23 protein-coding genes are annotated in these 23,619 nt (G+C 52.0%); 11 read left to right on the top strand and 12 right to left on the bottom strand.

Translation table 11 applies throughout. The annotated features are described in order from the left end of the window. Window positions 1-6 precede the first annotated feature (6 nt). On the top strand, window positions 7-1,473 hold the full coding sequence (gene scpC, locus OGY01_RS15375; RefSeq protein ID WP_045447324.1) for a succinyl-CoA:acetate CoA-transferase ScpC: 1,467 nt from the start codon (window positions 7-9) through the stop codon (window positions 1,471-1,473). On the opposite strand, the gene srsR is transcribed toward scpC, so the two are convergent. The 7 genes from srsR to epd form a co-directional block, all read right to left on the bottom strand. Beyond that, window positions 1,470-2,366, bottom strand: coding sequence for a LysR family transcriptional regulator SrsR (gene srsR / locus OGY01_RS15370; protein ID WP_045447326.1), 897 nt, complete (start codon window positions 2,364-2,366; stop codon window positions 1,470-1,472). The genes scpC and srsR overlap by 4 nt on opposite strands. Window positions 2,367-2,487: 121 nt before the next feature. Beyond that, window positions 2,488-3,234 (bottom strand): oxidative stress defense protein, encoded by a 747-nt coding sequence (locus tag OGY01_RS15365; RefSeq protein ID WP_045447329.1) that lies wholly within the window; start codon window positions 3,232-3,234, stop codon window positions 2,488-2,490. 240 nt (window positions 3,235-3,474) lie between these two features. Continuing rightward, on the bottom strand, window positions 3,475-4,110 hold the full coding sequence (gene argO / locus OGY01_RS15360; RefSeq protein ID WP_045449774.1) for an arginine exporter ArgO: 636 nt from the start codon (window positions 4,108-4,110) through the stop codon (window positions 3,475-3,477). A gap of 141 nt (window positions 4,111-4,251) precedes the next feature. Next, on the bottom strand, window positions 4,252-5,112 hold the full coding sequence (locus tag OGY01_RS15355) for a small-conductance mechanosensitive channel MscS (protein WP_200041824.1): 861 nt from the start codon (window positions 5,110-5,112) through the stop codon (window positions 4,252-4,254). A 188-nt stretch (window positions 5,113-5,300) separates the two neighbouring features. Next, on the bottom strand, window positions 5,301-6,380 hold the full coding sequence (fbaA, locus tag OGY01_RS15350) for a class II fructose-bisphosphate aldolase (RefSeq protein ID WP_003027029.1): 1,080 nt from the start codon (window positions 6,378-6,380) through the stop codon (window positions 5,301-5,303). A 90-nt stretch (window positions 6,381-6,470) separates the two neighbouring features. Beyond that, the gene (gene pgk / locus OGY01_RS15345; RefSeq protein ID WP_045447335.1) at window positions 6,471-7,634 is read right to left on the bottom strand and encodes a phosphoglycerate kinase; all 1,164 of its coding nucleotides are present in this window, start codon (window positions 7,632-7,634) and stop codon (window positions 6,471-6,473) included. Window positions 7,635-7,682: 48 nt separating this feature from the next. After that, complete coding sequence (epd, locus tag OGY01_RS15340; protein ID WP_045447338.1) at window positions 7,683-8,702, bottom strand: erythrose-4-phosphate dehydrogenase; 1,020 nt, start codon at window positions 8,700-8,702, stop codon at window positions 7,683-7,685. A gap of 374 nt (window positions 8,703-9,076) precedes the next feature. Between epd and OGY01_RS15335 the strand changes: the two genes are divergently transcribed. From OGY01_RS15335 to OGY01_RS15315, 5 genes are read left to right on the top strand one after another with little or no spacing between them, the layout of a single operon-like run. After that, on the top strand, window positions 9,077-9,502 hold the full coding sequence (locus OGY01_RS15335) for a PPC domain-containing DNA-binding protein (protein WP_286493303.1): 426 nt from the start codon (window positions 9,077-9,079) through the stop codon (window positions 9,500-9,502). A gap of 24 nt (window positions 9,503-9,526) precedes the next feature. Beyond that, a complete protein-coding gene (locus tag OGY01_RS15330; RefSeq protein WP_045447343.1) occupies window positions 9,527-10,105 on the top strand; it encodes an ECF transporter S component in 579 nt (192 codons plus the stop codon). After that, the gene (locus tag OGY01_RS15325) at window positions 10,106-10,813 is read left to right on the top strand and encodes an energy-coupling factor transporter transmembrane component T (protein ID WP_284096787.1); all 708 of its coding nucleotides are present in this window, start codon (window positions 10,106-10,108) and stop codon (window positions 10,811-10,813) included. Then, entirely contained in the window at window positions 10,801-11,478 is a 678-nt protein-coding gene (locus OGY01_RS15320; protein ID WP_045447349.1) for an ABC transporter ATP-binding protein, read from the top strand. The genes OGY01_RS15325 and OGY01_RS15320 overlap by 13 nt, the downstream gene beginning before the upstream one ends. After that, window positions 11,472-12,131, top strand: a complete 660-nt coding sequence (locus OGY01_RS15315) for an ABC transporter ATP-binding protein (protein WP_286493302.1) — start codon at window positions 11,472-11,474, stop codon at window positions 12,129-12,131. The genes OGY01_RS15320 and OGY01_RS15315 overlap by 7 nt, the downstream gene beginning before the upstream one ends. Window positions 12,132-12,183: 52 nt before the next feature. Here the strand turns inward: OGY01_RS15315 and tkt are convergent, their stop codons facing one another. Continuing rightward, on the bottom strand, window positions 12,184-14,175 hold the full coding sequence (tkt, locus tag OGY01_RS15310; protein WP_048220580.1) for a transketolase: 1,992 nt from the start codon (window positions 14,173-14,175) through the stop codon (window positions 12,184-12,186). A 279-nt stretch (window positions 14,176-14,454) separates the two neighbouring features. On the opposite strand from tkt, the gene loiP reads away from it, so the two are divergent. Continuing rightward, the gene (loiP, locus tag OGY01_RS15305) at window positions 14,455-15,213 is read left to right on the top strand and encodes a metalloprotease LoiP (RefSeq protein ID WP_045447355.1); all 759 of its coding nucleotides are present in this window, start codon (window positions 14,455-14,457) and stop codon (window positions 15,211-15,213) included. 150 nt (window positions 15,214-15,363) lie between these two features. Here the strand turns inward: loiP and speB are convergent, their stop codons facing one another. The 4 genes from speB to yqgG all read right to left on the bottom strand — a co-directional run bounded on the left by speB (window position 15,364) and on the right by yqgG (window position 18,773). Then, a complete protein-coding gene (speB, locus tag OGY01_RS15300; RefSeq protein ID WP_003027056.1) occupies window positions 15,364-16,284 on the bottom strand; it encodes an agmatinase in 921 nt (306 codons plus the stop codon). A gap of 142 nt (window positions 16,285-16,426) precedes the next feature. After that, on the bottom strand, window positions 16,427-18,403 hold the full coding sequence (gene speA / locus OGY01_RS15295) for a biosynthetic arginine decarboxylase (RefSeq protein WP_071829027.1): 1,977 nt from the start codon (window positions 18,401-18,403) through the stop codon (window positions 16,427-16,429). 8 nt (window positions 18,404-18,411) lie between these two features. Beyond that, window positions 18,412-18,543, bottom strand: coding sequence for an acid stress response protein YqgB (yqgB, locus tag OGY01_RS15290; protein ID WP_071829029.1), 132 nt, complete (start codon window positions 18,541-18,543; stop codon window positions 18,412-18,414). A 92-nt stretch (window positions 18,544-18,635) separates the two neighbouring features. Beyond that, window positions 18,636-18,773: a small protein YqgG gene (yqgG, locus tag OGY01_RS15285; RefSeq protein ID WP_269429419.1), complete on the bottom strand. Its 138-nt coding sequence runs from the start codon at window positions 18,771-18,773 to the stop codon at window positions 18,636-18,638. A gap of 482 nt (window positions 18,774-19,255) precedes the next feature. Here yqgG and metK point away from each other — a divergent pair, with 482 nt between their 5' ends. The 4 genes from metK (at window position 19,256) to endA (ending at window position 23,582) form a co-directional block, all read left to right on the top strand. Next, window positions 19,256-20,410 (top strand): methionine adenosyltransferase, encoded by a 1,155-nt coding sequence (gene metK, locus OGY01_RS15280; RefSeq protein ID WP_020996311.1) that lies wholly within the window; start codon window positions 19,256-19,258, stop codon window positions 20,408-20,410. A 400-nt stretch (window positions 20,411-20,810) separates the two neighbouring features. After that, window positions 20,811-22,205: a galactose/proton symporter gene (gene galP / locus OGY01_RS15275; RefSeq protein WP_045447364.1), complete on the top strand. Its 1,395-nt coding sequence runs from the start codon at window positions 20,811-20,813 to the stop codon at window positions 22,203-22,205. Window positions 22,206-22,282: 77 nt separating this feature from the next. After that, window positions 22,283-22,780 (top strand): SprT family zinc-dependent metalloprotease, encoded by a 498-nt coding sequence (locus OGY01_RS15270; RefSeq protein WP_045447367.1) that lies wholly within the window; start codon window positions 22,283-22,285, stop codon window positions 22,778-22,780. 94 nt (window positions 22,781-22,874) lie between these two features. Further along, on the top strand, window positions 22,875-23,582 hold the full coding sequence (gene endA, locus OGY01_RS15265) for a deoxyribonuclease I (protein WP_225761466.1): 708 nt from the start codon (window positions 22,875-22,877) through the stop codon (window positions 23,580-23,582). The last annotated feature ends 37 nt before the right edge of the window (window positions 23,583-23,619 follow it).

Here is a 23,619-nt window from a genome sequence, read left to right as displayed (position 1 = left end):
ATCGCCATGAAACGGATGAGTGCCGAAAAAGCGGCAGAGATTATCCAGCACGATGATATGGTCGCGTTCAGCGGCTTTACGCCAGCAGGTTCACCAAAAGCGTTACCTGCTGCGATTGCCCGACGTGCCAGCGAGCTGCATCAGGACGGACAGTCCTTTCAGATCCGCCTGCTGACCGGGGCGTCCATTAGCGCGGCCGCTGACGATGCGCTATCAGAGGCTGATGCTGTTTCCTGGCGCGCCCCTTATCAAACCTCTTCCGGCCTGCGTCAGAAAATTAATCAGGGTCAGGTGAGATTTGTCGATCTCCATCTGAGTGAAGTCGCTCAGATGGTAAATTACGGTTTTTTTGGCGATATCGATGTTGCCGTCATTGAAGCCTCCGCTATCGCACCGGATGGTCGGATTTGGCTTTCCAGCGGAATTGGCAATGCGCCAACCTGGCTGCTGCGAGCAAAAAAAGTGATTATTGAGTTGAATCACTATCATAATCCACGCGTCTCAGAGTTGGCCGACATTGTTATTCCGGGCGCTCCGCCGCGCCGTAACAGCGTTCCCATCTTTCATACTATGGATCGCGTAGGCAGCCAGTGCGTTCAGATTGACCCGAAGAAGGTTGTCGCCGTGGTAGATACTGAGCTTCCCGATGCCGGAAATGCATCGGATAAAACCAACCCAGTCTGCCAGCAAATTGCTGATAATGTAGTGGCCTTTCTGCTGACAGAAATGGCGCACAAACGTATCCCGCCTGAGTTCCTGCCGTTACAAAGCGGCGTCGGCAATATTAACAACGCAGTGATGGCACGACTTGGCGAGAACCCGGATATCCCGCCTTTTATGATGTACTCAGAGGTATTGCAGGAGTCCGTTGTACATCTGCTGGAAACGGGAAAAATCACTGGCGCCAGTGCCTCAAGCCTGACGGTTTCCGCAAATTCACTGGAGAAGATCTACGACAACATGGATTTCTTCAGCAACCGGATTGTGCTTCGTCCGCAGGAGATCTCCAATAACCCGGAGATCATCCGTAGGCTTGGGGTGATCGCGCTAAACGTCGGGCTGGAGTTTGATATCTACGGTCATGCCAACTCCACGCACGTCGCAGGAGTGAACCTGATGAACGGCATTGGCGGCAGCGGTGATTTCGAACGCAATGCCTATCTGTCTATCTTCATGGCTCCGTCCATTGCCAAAGGCGGAAAAATTTCGACAATCGTCCCCATGTGCAGTCACGTTGATCACAGTGAACATAGCGTAAAAGTGATCGTTACCGAGCAAGGAATCGCCGATCTGCGCGGGTTATCACCGTTGCAACGGGCGCACACCATTATCGAAAACTGCGCGCATCCCCTTTATCGGGACTACCTGCACCAGTATCTGGAGAAAGCGCCTGGTGGGCATATCCATCACGATCTCAGTCATGCGTTTGATCTGCACCGCAACTTAATAGAGAGTGGCTCAATGCTGGGTTAATTTGCCATGCCGTCACGATCTTCAACAATGTGCTGTAGCATTGTGGCGGTATAGCGATGATTTTTCAGCGAATAGAGAAATTCCTGCATGTACATTGGACTACCGGGCGCATCGAAATATTTCAGCGTCGCCGGATTCACCAGTCGCCAGGCAAAATGGGGAATCACTGTCAGAAACTGCCCGCGCTCGACTGCGCTTATCTTGGCCATAAAGCTGTATGGACGGTAGATGATTGTCGGATGGATCCCACACGGGCGCATATATGCATCGATCATCGCCTCAAAGTTAGCCCGATTCTGAAAGCGCATTTGCAGCCAGGGTAACTCGCGCAGCAGATCCTGCGGCTGTTTTTCTTCATAACGTCGGGAAACCAGAAACCCCAGGCGCAGCGGTGGCAACTCGCTGACCGTCATATTTTCCAGTCCTTGCACACGAGGTGAAACGTGCTGAGGTGAAATAATAAAGTCCAGTTGCCTGTCGAACAGATTATCAATTACCCCATTCTCACTGAACTCAACAGCCTGAGCGGTCACGCCATCGTACTTGTCGCCAAGACTAATCAGTTGGTCAAAAATAATGGTGGGATAGGTATTGTCGATGCCGATGACGACATCTCGCGAGCGACGAGAGGAATTATTAATTTCATTATCAATAGCAGATAGACGTTGATAGACGGGAAACAGTTTCTGATACAGCTCCTGCCCCGCTTTGTTCAGACTGATGTTGTTATCTTTCCGGGTAAACAACGTATAGCCGATTTGCTCTTCCAGTGCGGCAATGCTTTTACCAAAGGGCGATGCGGTCATGTGTATTTTTTCTGCTGCTCTGGCGATGTTATTGGTTTGCGCCAACAGAATAAAATTCCGCATCTTTTTCGAGATAAAAATATCCATAGTCACCTCATAAAATCACTATGGCATATCCTCATGCAGACAAATAAAAGACTCGCGACGCGGTCTCACTTTTACAGTTGTTCACAGAAAAAGCCCGGCTGATTAGCCGGGCCTGAAATGGTTATTGCGTCTTTGTTGGTGTTGCCGTTGGCTGGCTCGCTGCAGGCTCTATCTGAAAGACCACATCCACCTGATCGTCAAACTGAATGACCGGTTGTTCGTAGGTTTCCTGAGCTGATGGCGCAGGTGCCGCGTCAGCTTTCATCATCCGTACCATTGGGCTCGGTTGATAGTTAGAGACATGGTAACGCACGCTATAAACCGGGCCCAGCTTGCTGTTGAAGCCGGCAGCCAGCTCCTGCGCCTGATGAACAGCATCATCAATAGCCGCTTTACGCGCTTTGTCTTTGTAGGCATCCGGTTGGGCAACGCCTAGCGATACCGAACGGATCTCATTCAGACCTGCTTTCAACGCGCCATCCAGCAGTGCGTTAAGTTTATCCAGCTGACGCAGTGTGACTTCAACGGTACGCACCGCGCGATAGCCTTTGAGTACGCTTTTACCGTTCTGGTAATCGTAGTCTGGTTGTGTACGCAGGTTTGCTGAGCTGATGTCCTTCTTCGCTATCTGATTCTGCTCAAGGAAGGAAAGATATTGCGCCACACGATCGTCGGCCTGTTTCTTTGCTGATGCAGCGTCCTTCGCTGCCACGTTGACTTCGATCGCCAGAGTTGCGATATCAGGCGTTGCATCTACGCTTGCCGTTCCTGAAGTCACGATGTGCGGTCCGTTCGGCAATTCATTTGCCTGTACCGATAGTGCACTGAATCCGACTAATGCCGCCAGGGCCATCACTTTGAACTTCACTCTCGTTCCTCCATGTTACATTAATTACCCCGAAACTCAGGGCACATGCAGGCAAGCTTAGCGGATCTCAGCCTGTTGTCCATCAGACAACACTTAGAGTCTGGCCCATCAGGTGTCCTTGTTACAGCCAGTCTGGGCACAGACAACGCGGAAAAACAGGAGCTTATACATAGTAAGTGAGGATGTTGATCACTGCCCATGGTCAAAATGGCAAATAGAATAACCTAATGGGCCAGACTTTTAGTTGAACAGGGCGTGAACATGCCCAACACCCTCTTTCGCCAGTTGAAAAGCGATAAACCACATCACTAATCCCACCAGCGTATTAATGATACGCTGAGCTTTAGCCGTGCGCAGTCGCGGCGCCAGCCAGGCTGCCAGCAGCGCCAGTCCGAAGAACCACAGGAACGATGCGCTAACGGTTCCCAGCGCAAACCAACGCTTAGGCTCAACGTCCAGTTGACCGCCCAGACTTCCCAACACCACAAAGGTGTCCAGATAGACGTGGGGATTGAGCCATGTCACTGCCAGCATGGTGGCGATAATCTTCCAGCGCCCCTGCTTCATTACCTCAGCACTGGCCAGTTCCAGATTACTGCTCATTGCTGTTTTTAACGCCCCGAAACCGTACCAGAGTAAGAACGCCACGCCCCCCCAAGTCACCAGAGCCATCAGCCATGGCGACTGCATCAGCAATGCGCTACCGCCAAAAATTCCTGCGCAGATCAACACTAAATCGCTGATGGCGCAGAGTAAGGCAATCATGATGTGATACTGGCGGCGAATGCCCTGATTCATTACGAATGCGTTTTGTGGGCCAAGCGGAAGTATCATGGCTGCGCCAAGCACAAGCCCTTGAAAATAATACGATAACACGTTAATCATCCCGAACTGTTTCTCTTAGGAGCAGACTATAGCGCGGGAATATCATTAGCGGAAATTGATAATTTTAATTGGTGATAAGATCAGCTAATAACGATAATTTAAAGAAAGGCCGGCAAACCGGCCTTGCACTGATTACTCTGCTGCGTTCTCTTTAACACGCTTGAAATTCACGTCCATCTGCGGATACGGGAAACTGATACCATTGGCATCAAATTCGCGCTTGATGCGCTCCAGCACATCCCAGTAGACGCTTTGCAGATCGCTGCTATTGCTCCAGACACGCACCACAAAGTTAATGGAGGACGCACCCAGTTCATTCAGGCGCACCGTCATTTCGCGATCTTTCAGGATACGATCGTCAGACTGGATGATATCGGTAAGGATTTTTTTCACCTGATCAATATCAGAGTCATACGCCACGCCAATGATAAATTCGTTACGGCGAACCGGTTCACGTGAGAAGTTAATGATATTCCCGGCGATAATCTTACCGTTCGGGATAACAACAATCTTGCCGTCTAAGGTACGCATGGTGGTTGAGAAAATCTGCACGTTGAGCACGGTTCCGGCGACACCGCCGAGATCAACATACTCACCAGCGCGAAAAGGACGGAACATCACCAACAACACACCAGCGGCAAGGTTAGACAGTGAACCTTGCAAGGCCAGACCTACGGCTAAACCCGCGGCACCGAGAACAGCAATCACCGAGGCCGTTTGCACTCCAACGCGCCCCAGAGCGGCGATCAGCGTGAATGCAATAATACCGTAGCGCACCAGTGCAGAGAGGAAGTCAGCAACGGTCGCATCAATTTGACGCGCAACCATCACACGGTTAATGGTGTTAGAGACAACACGCGCCACAATCATCCCGATGATGATAATAGCGATAGCCGCAACGATGTTAACGGCATAACTCAGCAGCAGAGCCTGGTTACGTACCAGCCAGGTGCCCGCACCATTTATGCTGTCGACAACATTCAAATCTTCCATTCAATATTCCTTTTATGCTTACCCAATTGGGAGAACTAAAGCCGCCCCACAGGAGCTGGCAATCAGACAAGGTTAAACAAAAAACGTCATTGTTGCCAAATTGATCACAAAATTTTTGTCGTCAGCATATTGTAATCATAAAAAAGGCCCGCGTTTGCGGGCCTCATGTCACGTTGAGCAGGGGTCAATTACAGAACGTCAACCGCGTTCAGTTCTTTGAAAGCCTGTTCCAGACGGGTGATCATCGTTGCCTGACCAGCACGCAGCCATACGCGCGGATCGTAGTATTTTTTGTTCGGCTGATCTTCGCCTTTCGGGTTGCCCAGCTGGCCCTGCAGGTAAGCTTCGTTCGCTTTGTAGTAGTTCAGAACACCTTCCCAGGTAGCCCATTGGGTATCGGTATCGATGTTCATTTTCACTACGCCGTAGCTTACGGAGTCTTTGATTTCCTGAGCAGTCGAACCGGAACCACCGTGGAATACGAAGTTCAGGCTGTTGTGCGGCAGGTTATGTTTCTTAGAAACATAGTCCTGAGAGTCGCGCAGGATAGTCGGGGTCAGAACCACGTTACCCGGCTTGTACACGCCATGTACGTTACCGAAAGAAGCCGCGATGGTGAAACGCGGGCTGATTTTGCTCAGCTCGGTGTACGCGTAATCAACGTCTTCCGGCTGGGTATACAGTGCAGAAGCGTCCATGTGGCTGTTGTCCACGCCGTCTTCTTCACCACCGGTGCAACCCAGTTCGATTTCCAGGGTCATGCCCATTTTGGACATACGCGCCAGGTATTTGGAGCAGATTTCGATGTTCTCTTCCAGAGACTCTTCAGACAGGTCGATCATGTGAGAAGAGAACAGTGGTTTACCGGTTGCAGCAAAGTGTTTTTCACCCGCGTCCAGCAGACCGTCGATCCACGGCAGCAGTTTCTTCGCGCAGTGGTCAGTGTGCAGGATAACCGGAACACCGTAGTGTTCAGCCATCTGGTGAACGTGATGCGCGCCAGAGATAGCACCCAGGATTGCAGCACCCTGAGGAACGTCAGACTTCACACCTTTACCGGCGATGAAAGAAGCACCACCGTTGGAGAACTGTACGATTACCGGCGCTTTAACTTTTGCAGCGGTTTCCAGAACGGCGTTGATGGAGTCGGTACCTACGCAGTTAACGGCTGGCAGAGCAAAGTTGTTTTCTTTTGCTACCTGGAAAACTTTCTGTACGTCATCACCAGTGATTACGCCCGGTTTTACGAAATCAAAAATTTTAGACATGTTGCGAGTCCTGTATCTTCGGCCTTGGAAAGGGGGCGCGCTCTAAAAGCGCGCTAAAAATTGGGCAGGTTATCCCTGCCCATTAGTGTCTTACTTTTTAGCACGCTCTTCGAGCATTGCTACTGCTGGCAGTACTTTACCTTCCACGAATTCGAGGAATGCGCCGCCACCAGTGGAGATGTAGGAGATTTTGTCAGCGATGCCGAACAGGTCGATAGCTGCCAGAGTATCGCCGCCGCCTGCGATAGAGAACGCTTCGCTGTCTGCGATGGCGTTAGCCACAATTTCAGTCCCTTTGCGGAAATTCGGGAATTCGAACACACCTACCGGACCGTTCCACAGAATGGTTTTTGCATTCTTCAGGATTTCAGCCAGTTGCTGTGCAGATGCGTCACCGATATCCAGGATCTGCTCGTCTTCTTTCACGTCGTTAACGGATTTCAGCGTAGCAGGTGCGGTTTCAGAAAACTCGGTCGCAACACGAACGTCAGCCGGAACCGGAATATCACAGATAGTCAGCAGGCGTTTAGCTTCATCAACCAGGTCTGCTTCGTACAGGGATTTACCCACGCTGTGACCCTGCGCGGCAACGAAGGTGTTGGCGATACCACCACCCACGATCAGCTGGTCAGCGATTTTAGACAGGGAATCCAGAACGGTCAGTTTGGTAGAAACTTTAGAACCACCGACGATGGCAACCATCGGGCGAGCAGGTTCTTTCAGAGCTTTACCCAGCGCATCAAGCTCAGCAGCCAGCAGCGGGCCAGCACATGCTACGTCAGCGAATTTCGCGATACCATGAGTAGAAGCCTGAGCACGGTGAGCAGTACCGAAAGCATCCATTACGAATACGTCACACAGTGCAGCGTATTTTTTGGACAGTGCTTCGTCATCTTTCTTCTCGCCTTTGTTAAAGCGAACGTTTTCCAGAACCACCAGCTCACCGGCAGCAACATCAACGCCGTCCAGGTAATCTTTCACCAGGCGAACCGGGTTAGACAGTTTGTCTTTCAGGTAGTTAACAACCGGCAGAAGAGAGAATTCTTCGTTGTACTCGCCTTCGGTAGGACGACCCAGGTGGGAAGTTACCATCACTTTTGCACCCTGCTTCAGGGCCAGTTCGATGGTCGGCAGGGAAGCACGGATACGCGCGTCGCTGGTTACTTTCCCTTCTTTAACTGGTACGTTCAGATCCGCACGGATAAAAACACGTTTACCAGCAAGATCCAGATCGGTCATCTTAATTACAGACATGGTGAATCCTCTCGTTGATTCTTAAAGTTTTGCAAGCGCTCACGCGCCTTACCTGAAACCAATAGCAGCCATAGCTAACGTTGTGTCGAGCATACGATTAGCAAAGCCCCATTCATTATCGCACCAGACCAATGTTTTGATCAGGTGAGCGCCACTTACGCGCGTTTGAGTACCATCAACGATGGCGCTGTGCGGGTCGTGGTTAAAATCTACAGAGACCAACGGTAATTCCGTATAGTCAACTATACCATGAAATGCACCTTGTGCTGCTTTTTGCAGCAACTGGTTGACTTCACTGGCTTTTACAGGTTTTTTCACCGTCACGCTTAAGTCGATCGCCGTCACATTTATGGTCGGTACACGTACCGCAATCGCCTCAAAACGATCGTTAAATTGCGGGAAAATTCGCGTGATACCCGCTGCCAGTTTGGTATCGACCGGAATAATCGACTGGCTGGCTGCTCTCGTGCGGCGCAGGTCAGGATGGTAGGCATCGATAACCTGTTGATCGTGCATCGCAGAGTGGATCGTCGTGACAGTACCAGACTCAATGCCGTAAGCATCATCCAGCAATTTAATGACGGGAATTATGCAATTCGTGGTGCAGGAGGCGTTGGAAACGATCCGGTGTTCAGCGCGCAGCTGTTCCTGATTAACGCCAAACACAACGGTTGCATCGATGTCGTGACTACCTGGATGTGAAAAGAGCACTTTTTTGGCGCCAGCGGCGATATGCGCCTCGCCGTGTTCGCGGCTACCGAAGACCCCCGTACAGTCCAGCACAACGTCAACACCCAGTTCGCGCCATGGAAGCGCATCGAGTGTTCGCTCATGCAGGATGCGAATTGCGTCGTCGCCAACAATGAGCTGGTCACGCTCCTGGCGAACATCCCAGGCAAAACGTCCATGGCTGGTGTCATATTTCAACAAATGCGCCATGCCAGCGGCATCCGCCAGTTCGTTGATTGCCACCACGGTGATTTCCGCCCGACGCCCGGATTCGTACAAAGCACGAACCACGTTACGTCCGATGCGACCGAAACCATTAATCGCTACGCGTACGGTCATAGGTCTCCTGCAAGGATTTCTCAGAAACGATGTGGCTGACAGAGTAATGCAGCAAACCGCTCAGGAAAACCTTACCTGTCGCAAACTGCGACTGATTGATTAATTGTCGAACATTTAATCGACTGAAACGCTTCAGCTAGAATAAGCGAAACAAGGAATAAAAGGAATGATTGTCCAGCAACAGAACGCAGTTATCTGACTTACGTCACATTTTAAAGCCCTTCATCGCTAAATTTATTCCATATCCCAGAATTGTGAATAAGCGTAGCAAGATAATTTCGTTGCCGTATCACAAATCCTGATTTATATCAGAAAGCTCCCTTACCTGCGTCTATATTATCAGCGCTACGTCCGAGTCTCGGAGTCCCCAATCTATGGCCACATTTTACCCCCACTCATCTGAAGCTCGCTTCCACGCGCTGCGTTTATTACCCGGTCAGGAAGTTTTTGCCCAACTGCACGCTTTTGTACAACAGCATCAGCTCCAGGCTGCCTGGATAGCCGGTTGTACCGGGAGTCTGACCAACATAGCCTTACGCTATGCAGGGCGCGAAGAAACTACATTAGTGACCGGAACATGGGAAGTCATCTCCCTGAACGGTACGCTTGAGCTCACCGGAGAGCACCTTCATCTCTCGGTATCCGACCCACAAGGCGCGATGCTGGGAGGCCATATGATGGCTGGCTGCACCGTGCGTACCACGTTGGAACTGGTTATTGGCGAGCTGACAAGTCTGGCTTTTAGCCGTCAGCCCTGCGTTGTTTCCGGCTATGACGAACTGGTTATCTCATCCCGCTAACGCTTCACTTTAAAGAGGTCTTTTATGGCGCGTCGCCAATTTTCCAGCCAGTCACTGGTACTGATTGTCATTGCTATAGCGATCAATATGGTCGGAGGACAGCTAATCAGTATGTTGAAACTTCCTATTTTTCTCGACTCCATTGGCACCTTAATCAGCGCGGTGCTGTTAGGCCCGATTGTAGGGATGCTGACAGGATTACTTACCAATCTGCTCTGGGGTTTATTGACCGATCCTATCGCCGCAGCCTTTGCTCCCGTAGCAATGGTTATCGGACTGGTTGCCGGATGGCTGGCGCGGGCAGGATGGTTCCGTACCTTACCGAAAGTGGTGGTCAGTGGCGTGATTATTACCCTGGCCGTCACAATCGTCGCCGTACCTATCCGCACCACTCTTTTTGGTGGTGTCACCGGCAGCGGTGCCGATTTATTTGTCGCCTGGATGCATTCCGTCGGTCAGAACCTGGTGGAGTCCGTTGCCATCACCGTCATCGGTGCGAATCTGGTCGATAAAATTCTGACGGCGGTGATCGTCTGGATACTGTTGCGTCAGCTTCCGTTGCGCACAACGCGTCATTTTCCAACGATGTCTGCAGTGCGTTAAATGCATCCGTTTACCTCGTTGACCTTATGGGCGTTTGCCGCCTGCTCGACGTTACTGCTACCGGCAGGAATACCGCTTACCGTTTACAGCCTGGCGATGTTTCTCTGTTTGCTGAGCATAAAAGCAACGCGCCCCCGGGCGAAATATGTGGTCTGGCTGATGCTCCCCTTAGGGTTTGGGCTGTGGCTGATACACGGAGGATGGTTGACGGAGTGGATCAGCGGTCAACCACGCACGCCAGAACGCTGGGCCGGAGCCGTCACGCTGTGGCTACGGATCCTGGCGATTGTATCAACGTCACAGATGTGGATGCAGTACGTACCGGTATCGCGGTTTATTCGCGCCCTGTTCGCCTCCCGCCTGCCCCCCGGCGTCGCCTATCTGTTCGCAGGTCCGCTACTGGTCGTCGAGCAGCTCAAACGGCAGTTGGCGATCATTCATGAGGCTCAACGTGCTCGCGGCGTACCGCTGGATGAGCGCTGGTATCAGCGCTTGCGTGCCATACCTGCACTTATTGTGCCGTTAACACATAATGCGCTAAACGATCTGGTTGTACGCGGCGCAGCGCTGGACATGCGGGCATTTCGCCTGCACCGCAGACGAACCACGCTTTGGGCACCAGAAGACAGTACATTACAGTGCATCGCCCGGTACACCATGGTGTTCGCCATGCTGACAGAAGCAGGAGTGTGGATATGGTTACGCTAGAGCAGTTTCGCTATATCCCAACACACGCCACGCGTCCGCCAGCCTGCTTTGACTTTCACTACTCAGCGCCTGGCATGATCGCGATTTTTGGGGATAACGGCAGCGGTAAAAGTACGCTGGCACAGCTGATGGCGGGCTGGTACCCGGATTTTCTTCCCGGAGAAATTGAGGGCAAAGGTACACTGCTGGGTAATCCCGTCGGGGAGGTGTCGCTCGTGGAGCAATCCTGCACCATCCAGCTTGTGCAGCAATCGCCTTATTTACAGCTTTCCGGGTGTACTTTCAGCGTAGAGGAGGAGGTGGCATTCGGCCCGGAAAACCTCAGCCTGGACGAAGCGGAGATAATGCGCCGAATTGACAAGGCACTTACGCTGACTGAATGTCAATCACTGCGTCATCGCCATCCAGCTACGCTTTCAGGCGGCGAAACTCAACGGGTTGTCATTGCCAGCGCCCTCGCGATGCAACCTAAGATATTAATACTGGATGAGGCTTTCAGTCGTCTGACGTCACAGGCCACCGACATGCTGTTGGAGCGCTTGCAACAATGGGCACAGATACAACATTCATTGGTCGTACTTTTCGAGCGTAATCACTCCCCTTTTCTGAGCCAGTGCCAGCGGGCCTGGCAATTGCGCAACGGAGCTTTATTCCCCTTATGTTAACGCTGAATCAGGTCACCTATCGCTGGCCAAACGCTAATGAAGACTGTTTGCGCGATGTTTCGTTAGTGCTTAGAGAAGGTGAATGGCTGGCGCTAACTGGCGATAATGGTGCAGGCAAATCCACGCTGCTGCGTGTAATGGCAGGGCTTTTGCCTCCCTCATCGGGTGAGATTACCCTGCAGAACATGCCCATTGCGCAACTAAAAAACCGTGAACGAGCCAAAATTCTCGGGGTACTGTTTCAGGAAGCAGAAAATCAAATTTTTCACAGCAAGGTAGCTGAAGAAGTGGCCTTTGGCTTACGGTTACAGAAGCGCCCTGCAACGGAGATTGCGCAACGCACCACAGCAGCACTGCAATTATGCGGGTTAGAGGACGTCGCCGACGCACATCCACTGGATTTGCACACAGCGCAGCGACGTATGGTCGCCGTCGCCAGCCTGGGAGCCCTCGCCCCCTCCATTTTACTGCTTGATGAACCCAGCCGGGATTTTGATACGCACTGGCTGAGCATATTTGAAAACTGGCTTTCAGTATGCCGCAAGAGGGGAACCAGCGTTGTCGCAATCAGTCATGACGCTGCCTTCACACAGCGCCATTTTGCCAGCGTAGTGCGTCTTGAATCCGGTCAATTAATCCCGGAACTGCCCTGATGAGCAAAAAAAACGGGCCGCCTGAGCGACCCGTTTACCGTTGTAATCAGAATTACAGCAGCGCTTTCGCTTTCGCGACCACGTTGTCTACGGTGAAGCCGAACTCTTCAAACAGCAACTCTGCCGGAGCAGACTCACCAAAGGTGGTCATACCGACGATAGCACCGTTCAGGCCCACGTATTTGAACCAGTAGTCCGCAATACCCGCTTCGATAGCAACGCGAGCAGAAACGGCTTTCGGCAGTACAGATTCACGGTAAGCCGCGTCCTGTTTGTCGAATGCGTCAGTGGACGGCATGGAAACCACACGCGCCTTCACGCCTTCTGCGGTCAGTTTGTCCCACGCAGCAACAGCCAGCTCAACTTCAGAACCGGTAGCAATGAAGATCAGCTCCGGCTGACCTGCACAATCTTTCAGTACATAACCACCGCGAGCGATGTTCGCCAGTTGCTCTTCGGTACGTTCCTGCTGCGCCAGGTTCTGACGGGAGAGGATCAGCGCGGTCGGGCCATCCTGACGCTCAACGCCGTATTTCCACGCTACTGCGGATTCAACCTGGTCACATGGGCGCCATGTGCTCATGTTCGGGGTAACACGCAGGGAAGCAACCTGCTCTACGGGCTGGTGAGTCGGGCCATCTTCACCCAGGCCGATGGAGTCGTGGGTATAGACCATTACCTGACGTTGTTTCATCAGCGCAGCCATACGTACCGCGTTACGGGCATATTCCACGAACATCAGGAAGGTAGAGGTGTACGGCAGGAAACCACCGTGCAGAGAGATACCGTTCGCGATAGCGGTCATACCGAATTCACGTACACCGTAATGGATGTAGTTACCGGCGGCATCTTCGTTAATCGCTTTAGAACCAGACCACAGCGTCAGGTTGGAAGGCGCAAGGTCAGCAGAACCACCGAGGAATTCCGGCAGCAAAGGACCAAACGCTTCGATTGCATTCTGCGATGCTTTGCGGCTGGCGATTTTCGCCGGGTTAGCCTGCAGTTTAGCAATGAACTCTTTCGCTTTCGCATCGAAGTCAGACGGCATTTCACCGTTCATACGACGGGTGAATTCAGCCGCTTCCTGAGGGAAGGCTTTCGCATAAGCAGCAAACTTCTCGTTCCATGCGGCTTCTTTTGCCTGGCCTGCTTCTTTCGCATCCCACTGAGCATAGATTTCAGACGGGATTTCGAACGGCGCGTATTTCCAGCCCAGTTGTTCACGGGTCAGTGCGATTTCAGCGTCGCCCAACGGTGCGCCGTGAGAATCGTGCGTACCTGCTTTGTTTGGAGAACCGAAGCCGATGATGGTTTTGCACATCAGCAGAGACGGTTTGTCAGTCACTGCACGGGCTTCTTCTACTGCGCGTTTAATCGCATCAGCATCGTGACCATCTACGCCACGAACTACGTGCCAACCGTAAGCTTCGAAACGCTTCGCGGTATCATCAGTGAACCAGCCTTCAACGTGGCCGTCGATGGAGATGCCGTTGTCGTCGTAGAACGCAATCAGTTTACCCAGTTTCAGCGTACCGGCCAGGGAGCATACCTCGTGAGAGATACCTTCCATCATGCAGCCATCGCCCATGAAAGCGTAGGTGAAGTGATCAACGATGTCGTGGCCTGGACGGTTAAACTGCGCCGCCAGTGTTTTTTCAGCGATAGCCATACCAACCGCGTTAGCGATACCCTGACCCAGCGGACCGGTAGTGGTTTCCACACCCGCGGTATAACCCACTTCCGGGTGACCCGGAGTTTTTGAATGCAGCTGACGGAAGTTCTGCAGTTCAGACATCGGCAGATCGTAGCCGGTGAGGTGCAGCAGGCTATAGATGAGCATAGAGCCGTGGCCGTTGGACAGCACGAAGCGGTCACGGTCAGCCCAGGATGGGTTATTCGGGTTGTGGTTCAGGAAATCACGCCACAGGACTTCGGCAATGTCAGCCATCCCCATCGGGGCGCCCGGGTGACCGGATTTGGCTTTCTGTACTGCGTCCATGCTCAGCGCACGAATAGCATTGGCAAGCTCTTTACGTGAGGACATTTTGACTCCAGATCGGATAATGAAGGCCATACCCTTAACGACTTGACGACAGCGCGTTTTGGGCTACGCCGGAAAAAAGTGCCAACAATGTAACCCAAGCCGCGTGTCATGTACATGGAGCATCCTTTTACCGCTTCAGAAATCTCCGGATCATGCTCGTAAGTTGCGCAATCTTCTCGCACGCTTATTGTTCTTTTCTTTATACTTAGGCCGAGCGTCGGTTTATCTGCAAACCACGCATTTTTTAGAATAATCCTGACTTTGTGCGGAAGAGAAAAAATGAAAATTCGCGCTTTACTGCTTGCTATGAGCATGGCTACGGCATTGACCGGTTGCCAGAATATGGACTCCAACGGACTGCTTTCTTCAGGTGCGGAGGCTTTTCAGGCCTACAGCCTGAGCGATGCCCAGGTTAAAGCGCTGAGCGATCAGGCCTGTAAGGATATGGACAGCAAAGCGACCATCGCCCCGGCGGGCAGCGAATATGCGACGCGTTTAAGTAAAATTTCCGCTGCGCTTGGCGATAACATCAACGGCCAGCCGGTAAACTACAAAGTCTACATGGCGAAAGATGTGAACGCCTTTGCCATGGCAAACGGCTGTATCCGCGTCTATAGCGGTCTGATGGATATGATGACCGATAATGAAGTTGAGGCGGTCATTGGTCACGAAATGGGTCACGTCGCGCTGGGTCACGTGAAAAAAGGTATGCAGGTTGCGCTGGGAACCAACGCCGTACGTGCCGCGGCGGCCTCTGCAGGCGGGATCGTCGGCAGCCTGTCACAATCACAATTGGGCGATCTGGGTGAAAAACTGGTGAACTCACAGTTCTCCCAGCGTCAGGAGTCCGAAGCGGATGATTACTCGTATGATTTGTTGCGCAAACGTGGCATCAGTCCGGCAGGGTTAGCAACCAGTTTTGAGAAGCTGGCGAAACTGGAGGAAGGACGTCAAAGCACGATGTTTGACGATCATCCGGCATCAGCAGAACGAGCTCAACATATTCGCGATCGCATGAGCGCAGATGGGATTAAATAGTTTTAGCCCTATTCTGCGATGATATCGAACGTTATTGGCGAAGCCAGTTTGGACACGGACAGCGCACAGCCACCGGAGCGTACACGCAGTACGTGAGGATGGCGAGCACTGCCCGGGTTCAAAATGGCGAGCAAAATAGTCCGATACCGGTTACTCGCCCTTTTTCGCTGCCTGGATGTAAAGCATTTCCAGAGCCAGCGTAGCCGCCGCCAGCGCGGTGATCTCGGACTGGTCATAGGCCGGAGCGACTTCTACGACGTCCATCCCAACGATGTTCAGATCCTTCAGACCGCGCACCAGCTTGATTGCACGATCGGAGGTCAAACCGCCGATCACCGGCGTACCGGTTCCCGGAGCAAACGCCGGATCAAGACAGTCGATATCAAAAGTCAGGTATACCGGCATATCACCCACAATCTGCTTAACCTGCGCAATGATGTCATCAACGCTACGATCGTTCACCTGGCAGGCATCCAGTACGGTAAAGCCGTTGTCTTTGTCGAACTCAGTGCGGATCCCGATCTGTACAGAATGGTTCGGATCGATCAGACCTTCGTTCGGTGCGGTATAGAACATGGTGCCATGATCGAATTCGCAGCCGTTGGCGTAGGTATCGGTGTGAGCATCAAAATGTACCAGCGCCATTTTACCGAAGTGCTTAGCGTGGGCGCGCAGCAGCGGCAGAGTGACGAAGTGGTCACCGCCGAAGGAGAGCATACGTTTACCCGCGGAAAGCAGTTTCTCTGCATGCGCCTGCAGCTTTTCACTCATTTCACGAGCATCACCGAACGCATAAACCAGATCGCCGCAGTCCACTACGTTCAGGCGCTCACGCATATCGAAGTTCCACGGGAAGCGGTTATGTTCCCAGGCGAGGTTGGTGGAAACCTGACGGATCGCTGCCGGGCCATGGCGGCCACCCGCACGACCGGACGTTGCCATATCAAAAGGTACGCCGGTAATCACCCAATCGGCGTCGCTGTCGTATGGCATGAAATTCATTGGCAGACGCAAAAAACCAAAGGCGTTAGAAACCAGGGAGTTGTCGTATTGATGACCTAAGGTGCTCATGTACTGACCTCTTTTAAAATCGGTGAAAAAAAATCCCCTCCGCGTCGTTAAGCCCGACGAGGAAGGGATTGATTTACGTGGCTACTTATATGGGCGAATTATCGCCGTTAATTTGTCCCGGTTCAAGCGAACCGGGACAGCCTTACTCGTCTTCCAGGTATGTGTATCCGTAAAGACCTGCCTCGAACTCTTCGAGGAACTGCTGTTGCAGAGCATCATCCAGATCGGTCTGTTTGACCTGGTCACGGAAGTGCGTCAGCAAAGTATTTGGATCCAGCTGTACGTACTGCAGCATGTCCGCCACGGTATCCCCTTCGTCAGATAGCTCAACTTCCACGCTGCCGTCCGGGAAGACAAACACGTCAACCGCTTCGGTATCACCGAACAGGTTGTGCATGTTGCCGAGGATTTCCTGATACGCACCCACCATAAAGAAGCCCAGCATCGGCGGGTTCTCTGGATCGTACTCCGGCATCGGCATGGTGGTGGCAATACCATCCCCATCGATGTAGTGGTCGATAGCGCCGTCAGAGTCACAGGTGATATCCAGCAATACCGCACGACGCTCAGGCACTTGATCCAGCCCTTCCAGCGGCAAAACCGGGAACAGTTGATCGATGCCCCACGCATCCGGCATTGACTGGAACAGTGAGAAGTTGACGTACACTTTGTCCGCCATACGCTCTTGCAGTTCATCAATGATTGGACGGTGCGCACGGTTTTGCGGATCTAACTGTTTTTGCACCTCGTGGCACATGCTTAAATACAGTTGCTCCGCCCAGGCGCGCTCCTGCAGGCTGAACGTACCGGATGAATAGCCAACATGAATGTCGTGCAGATCCATCTGGCTGTCGTGCAGCCATTCACGCAGCGAACGACGGGTACCTGGTTCGTGCATTTCCTGCCAGGTTTCCCACATACTCTGCAACGCACGTGGAGCATCTTCAACCGGTGCGGTCGGCTCGGTATATTCGTTACGCTCCACACCAATAATGTTAGACACCAGTACGGTATGATGCGCGGTTACCGCACGGCCAGACTCGGTGATCACCGTCGGGTGCGGCAATCCGTTTTCTTCACAGGCGTCGCCAATCGCCCAGATGATATTGTTGGCGTACTCGTTCAACCCATAGTTGACCGAGCAGTCAGACTGCGAGCGCGTACCTTCATAATCCACGCCCAGACCGCCGCCCACATCGAAGCACTGAATATCAACACCCAGTTTGTGCAGTTCAACGTAGAAACGTGCAGATTCACGTACGCCGGTCGCGATATCGCGAATGTTCGCCATCTGCGAACCGAGGTGGAAGTGCAGTAACTGCAGGCTATCCAGACGCCCTGCTTCACGCAGCGTTTCAACCAGTTGCAGAACCTGCGTTGCCGCCAGACCGAACTTGGATTTTTCGCCGCCGGAGGACTGCCATTTGCCAGAACCTTGTGATGCCAGACGCGCACGCACGCCCAGACGCGGGATCACATTCAGGCGCTCAGCTTCATCCAGCACGATAGCGATTTCAGACATCTTCTCGATGACCAGATAGACCTTGTGGCCCATCTTCTCGCCAATCAGTGCCAGACGGATGTATTCACGGTCTTTGTAGCCGTTACAGACGATAACGCTACGGGTCATACCCGCATGGGCCAGAACAGCCATCAGTTCGGCTTTCGAACCCGCTTCCAGCCCCAGTGGCTCACCGGAATGGATCAGCGATTCAATCACGCGGCGGTGTTGGTTGACCTTGATCGGGTAAACAAGGAAGTAGTCGCCTTTATAGCCGTAAGATTCCCGCGCGCGTTTAAACGCGGCGTTAATTGAACGCAGACGGTGTTGCAGGATCTGCGGGAAGCAGAACAATGCAGGCAGGCGCTGGCCTTGCGCTTCACGGGCTTTCACCAGTTTAGCGAGATCGACGCGCGCTTCCGGTACGTCAGGGTCCGGGCACACGCTAATGTGTCCTAACTCATTGACGTCATAGTAGTTATTACCCCACCAGGCAATATTGTAAGTACGCAGCATCTTGCTGGCTTCCTGGGAACTCATTGCAACCTCCTGCATGGAGCGTAGTACACCCTGTCCGCCTGCTGACGAAGGCGAACCCATAGAAATGTCGTCAGACATAGCGAACCTCAGATTTTATTAACAAGTGTAAAACAGTTGACTACTATCGCAATCCGAAGACGCGATAACAACCCATAAACAGGCAGATTTTCCAGCAGATAGTGCTGACGCTCCGACTGTGCGACCGGTTTCTTTTTCATTTCATTGTAAACACGTAACCGAACTTAAAGATGACGGTTCGGCGAAACCACGAGAAAACTCTTGTTTTAACAAGAGCGCCCTTGTTCAGTCCTTAGTTGCCGTTACCGGCTCTGGAGTCCTGAGAAGCGCCGAGATGGGTATAACATCGGCAGGTATGCAAGATGCAGATTGCGGGGGACATATGTACACCAGAACGGTGTGACAGATTCAGCAGAATACAACGGTTCATTATCTCGTATCACCTCCATGGTCGCTCCATAAAGAACGAACCCACAAGCCAAAGCTAAAGTTTTAACCCGGCTGGAAGTGGCAACACGATGAAAACGTCGTGTGCTTTTTGTCTACCCTAAATAATTCGAGTTGCAGGAAGCCAATGCATATGCAACTTGAACTATGACGGATATTTGAGCCGCGCGCCGCGTTTTATACCGACAACAGTGCGAAAAAGCAAAAGATAAATGCACGCATTGCCAGCACCGTCAGGAAAAATTTCCAGTTACATTTTCAGTGCAATACGACTTTACTCAAAAAAAGCTGGAAATCGTGCGGAGAAGTAACCTAAAATAGACGTCCAGAAGTTAATCCATCTATACCGATTAACACTCAGACTGCCAGTGTCAGTAATATGCAGACTCATGGTAGAATCTTCTACACATGACTATTCCACGCAACAGTTTGAGCTAACCAAATTCTCCTTAGGTGAAATTAAATATGGCAAAACACCTTTTTACGTCCGAGTCCGTATCAGAAGGGCATCCTGACAAAATCGCTGACCAAATTTCTGATGCTGTTCTGGATGCAATCCTCGAGCAGGATCCGAAAGCACGCGTTGCCTGCGAAACCTACGTCAAAACCGGCATGGTTTTAGTTGGCGGTGAGATCACTACCAGCGCATGGGTAGATATCGAAGAGATCACCCGTAACACCGTTCGCGAAATTGGCTACGTGCATTCCGACATGGGCTTTGATGCTAACTCTTGCGCTGTCCTGAGTGCTATCGGTAAACAGTCCCCGGATATCAATCAGGGTGTTGATCGTGCCGATCCACTGGAGCAAGGCGCGGGTGACCAGGGTCTGATGTTTGGTTATGCAACCAATGAAACCGACGTGCTGATGCCAGCTCCCATCACCTATGCTCACCGTCTGGTTCAGCGTCAGGCTGAAGTACGTAAAAACGGCACGTTATCCTGGCTGCGCCCGGATGCAAAAAGCCAGGTCACTTTCCAGTATGACGATGGCAAAATTGTCGGTATTGATGCAGTAGTTCTGTCTACTCAGCACTCAGAAGACATCGATCAAAAATCACTGCAAGAAGCGGTGATGGAAGAGATCATCAAGCCAGTACTGCCGACCGAGTGGCTGACTGCTTCGACCAAATTCTTCATCAACCCAACTGGTCGTTTTGTTATCGGCGGCCCGATGGGCGACTGCGGTCTGACAGGTCGTAAAATCATCGTTGATACCTACGGCGGCATGGCTCGTCACGGCGGCGGTGCATTCTCTGGTAAAGATCCTTCTAAAGTTGACCGTTCCGCAGCCTACGCTGCCCGCTATGTAGCGAAAAACATCGTTGCCGCAGGTCTGGCTGACCGTTGTGAGATTCAGGTTTCCTACGCTATCGGCGTAGCTGAACCGACCTCTATCATGGTGGAAACTTTCGGTACTGAAAAAGTACCTTCTGAACAGTTGACCCTGCTGGTTCGTGAGTTCTTCGACCTGCGTCCGTACGGCCTGATTCAGATGCTGGATCTGCTGCACCCGATCTACAAAGAAACCGCCGCTTACGGTCACTTTGGTCGCGAACATTTCCCATGGGAAAAAACTGACAAAGCGCAACTGCTGCGTGATGCTGCCGGTCTGAAGTAATTCACCGGCAACAGACAGCAAATTAGGACCAGCCTGAAGGCTGGTCTTTTTTTTTGCCTTCGCCTCGCCCACAACTCAGCCCACTGGCAATGCGTTTTACACGTGACTTTCACTACAAATGAAAGCGATTACATTCAGTTGATATCAACCCACACTGAATTCACATTGCCTTATTTCTATAGTTTCAATACTGTTACATATTTTTTCAGCATCGTCTTAATTCCAGGCAATCACTCACCAAACACCATTATTAAAAATCTTTATTTTCAATAAGATAATACATAATCAATATGAATGTTAGTGTAAGCGATTACACTAATGTGATGAAAATCGCATTTTTTTACTCCGTACTCACCTACCCTTAACATCAACAAAACTAGCTACCCAACCGGAGGGCATCATGCCTGACAATAAAAAACAGGGGCGTTCCAACAAAGCCATGACATTTTTTGTCTGCTTTCTTGCAGCCCTGGCAGGATTACTTTTTGGCCTGGATATCGGTGTTATTGCCGGTGCTTTACCTTTCATTACCGACGAGTTTCAAATTTCCGCACACACTCAGGAATGGGTGGTGAGTTCCATGATGTTTGGTGCAGCCGTAGGGGCTGTCGGCAGTGGCTGGCTCTCCTTCAAGCTGGGGCGTAAAAAAAGCCTGATGATCGGCGCCATCCTGTTTGTCGCAGGGTCGCTGTTCTCCGCAGCCGCACCGAATGTTGAAGTGCTGCTCCTCTCCCGCGTACTGCTGGGCCTGGCGGTTGGCGTCGCGTCCTACACCGCACCGTTGTACCTGTCCGAAATTGCGCCGGAAAAGATCCGTGGCAGCATGATCTCCATGTATCAGTTGATGATCACCATCGGGATCCTCGGCGCCTATCTGTCCGATACCGCATTTAGCTATAGCGGTGCATGGCGCTGGATGCTGGGCGTAATTATCATCCCTGCTCTGCTGCTACTGGTTGGCGTGTTCTTCCTGCCGGACAGTCCACGCTGGTTCGCCGCCAAACGTCGCTTTGTTGATGCCGAACGGGTGCTGTTGCGCCTGCGAGATACCAGCGCAGAAGCCAAGCGCGAGCTGGATGAAATTCGTGAAAGCCTGCAGGTGAAACAGAGTGGCTGGGCTCTGTTTAAAGAGAACAGCAACTTCCGTCGCGCGGTATTCCTCGGCGTGCTGTTACAGGTGATGCAGCAATTCACCGGGATGAACGTCATCATGTACTACGCGCCAAAAATCTTTGAACTGGCGGGTTACACCAACACCACTGAGCAGATGTGGGGCACCGTTATCGTTGGCCTGACCAACGTACTGGCTACCTTTATTGCCATTGGCCTGGTTGATCGCTGGGGCCGTAAACCAACGTTGATCCTCGGCTTTATCGTCATGGCCGTTGGTATGGGCGTGCTGGGTACCATGATGCATGTGGGTATTCATTCTGCTGCTGCCCAGTACTTCGCAGTGTTGATGTTGCTAATGTTTATCGTTGGCTTCGCAATGAGTGCCGGTCCGCTGATTTGGGTACTGTGTTCTGAAATTCAGCCGCTGAAAGGCCGCGATTTCGGGATTACCTGTTCTACTGCAACCAACTGGATTGCCAACATGATTGTCGGCGCAACCTTCCTGACGATGCTGAACTCGCTGGGAAGCGCCAATACCTTCTGGGTCTACGGTGGTCTGAACGTCCTGTTCATCTTCCTGACCTTGTGGCTGATTCCGGAAACCAAAAACGTTTCTCTGGAACACATTGAACGTAACCTGATGAAAGGCCGTAAACTGCGCGAAATCGGCGCACACGACTAATCATCTGAGGCTTCCTCCCCCACCGGGGGAAGCCTCCCTCTTGCAGTCCTTTTCCTGTCCCATTATCCTCTGGCGTTATGAAAACCTCCCGTCTACCCATCGCGATCCAGCAAGCCGTAATGCGCAGCCTGCGGGAAAAACTCGCCCAGGCAAACCAAAAGCTGGAACGTAATTACCCGGAACCAAAGCTGGTTTATCAACAACGTGGCACCGCAGCGGGTACGGCGTGGCTGCAAAACTATGAAATCCGCCTCAACCCGGTACTGTTGATGGAAAACGTCGAGGCGTTCGTTGAAGAGGTCGTTCCTCATGAACTGGCGCATTTGCTGGTCTGGAAATACTTTGGCCGCGTACCGCCACACGGTAAAGAGTGGAAATGGATGATGGAGAATGTGCTGGGCGTACCGGCCAGACGCACGCATCAGTTCGAACTTCAGTCAGTACGACGCAATACTTATACCTACCACTGTAAGTGCCAGGAGCACCAGCTCACTGTCCGTCGCCACAATCGCGTTGTTCGTGGTGAAGCGACTTATCGCTGCGTCCACTGCGGTGAACCGTTGGTTGCCGAATAATCCTGCGAATTATCAGGAACTTTTCTGATCCTGCTGATTGCATACAGGAACAACTTTCGCTACGTTGCGCGCTCGATTTGACACGGAGTTCGTGATGTACCGTAATCTCTCTTTTGCCGTGGCGTTGCTGGCCACAGCGCTATCTGGTCCGGTTTTAGCCGAAGGCATCAACAGTTTTTCACAAGCGAAAACGGCAGGAGTAAAAGTTAACGCCGATGCGCCTGGCGATTTCTACTGCGGATGTAAAATTAACTGGCAGGGAAAAAAAGGGGTCGTTGACCTGGCCTCCTGCGGCTATAAAGTGCGAAAAAATGAAAATCGTGCCAGCCGTATTGAATGGGAACATGTCGTGCCAGCCTGGCAATTTGGTCATCAGCGCCAGTGCTGGCAAGACGGCGGACGTAAAAACTGTGCCAAAGATCCGGTCTATCGCAAAATGGAAAGCGATATGCATAACCTGCAACCGGCGGTGGGTGAAGTGAATGGCGATCGAGCTAACTTCATGTACAGCCAGTGGAACGGCGGTGAAGGTCAGTACGGACAGTGCGCCATGAAGGTCGACTTTAAAGAAAAAGTGGCCGAGCCGCCTGCACGCGCTCGTGGTGCCATTGCTCGTACCTATTTTTATATGCGCGACCAGTACAATCTGACGCTTTCCCGCCAGCAAACCCAGCTTTTTAATGCCTGGAATAAGCAATATCCGGTGACGGACTGGGAGTGTGAACGCGACGAACGCATCGCTAAGGTACAGGGTAACCATAACCCATACGTGCAACGCGCTTGCCAGGCGCAAAAGAGCTAACCTACACTAGCGTCAATATTTTTAACCCATGCCCTGA

Source organism: Citrobacter sp. Cm038 (assembly GCF_030333105.1).
In the GTDB taxonomy this organism is placed as follows: Bacteria; Pseudomonadota; Gammaproteobacteria; order Enterobacterales; family Enterobacteriaceae; genus Citrobacter; species Citrobacter murliniae.
This window is presented reverse-complemented; position numbering and strand designations above follow the sequence as displayed.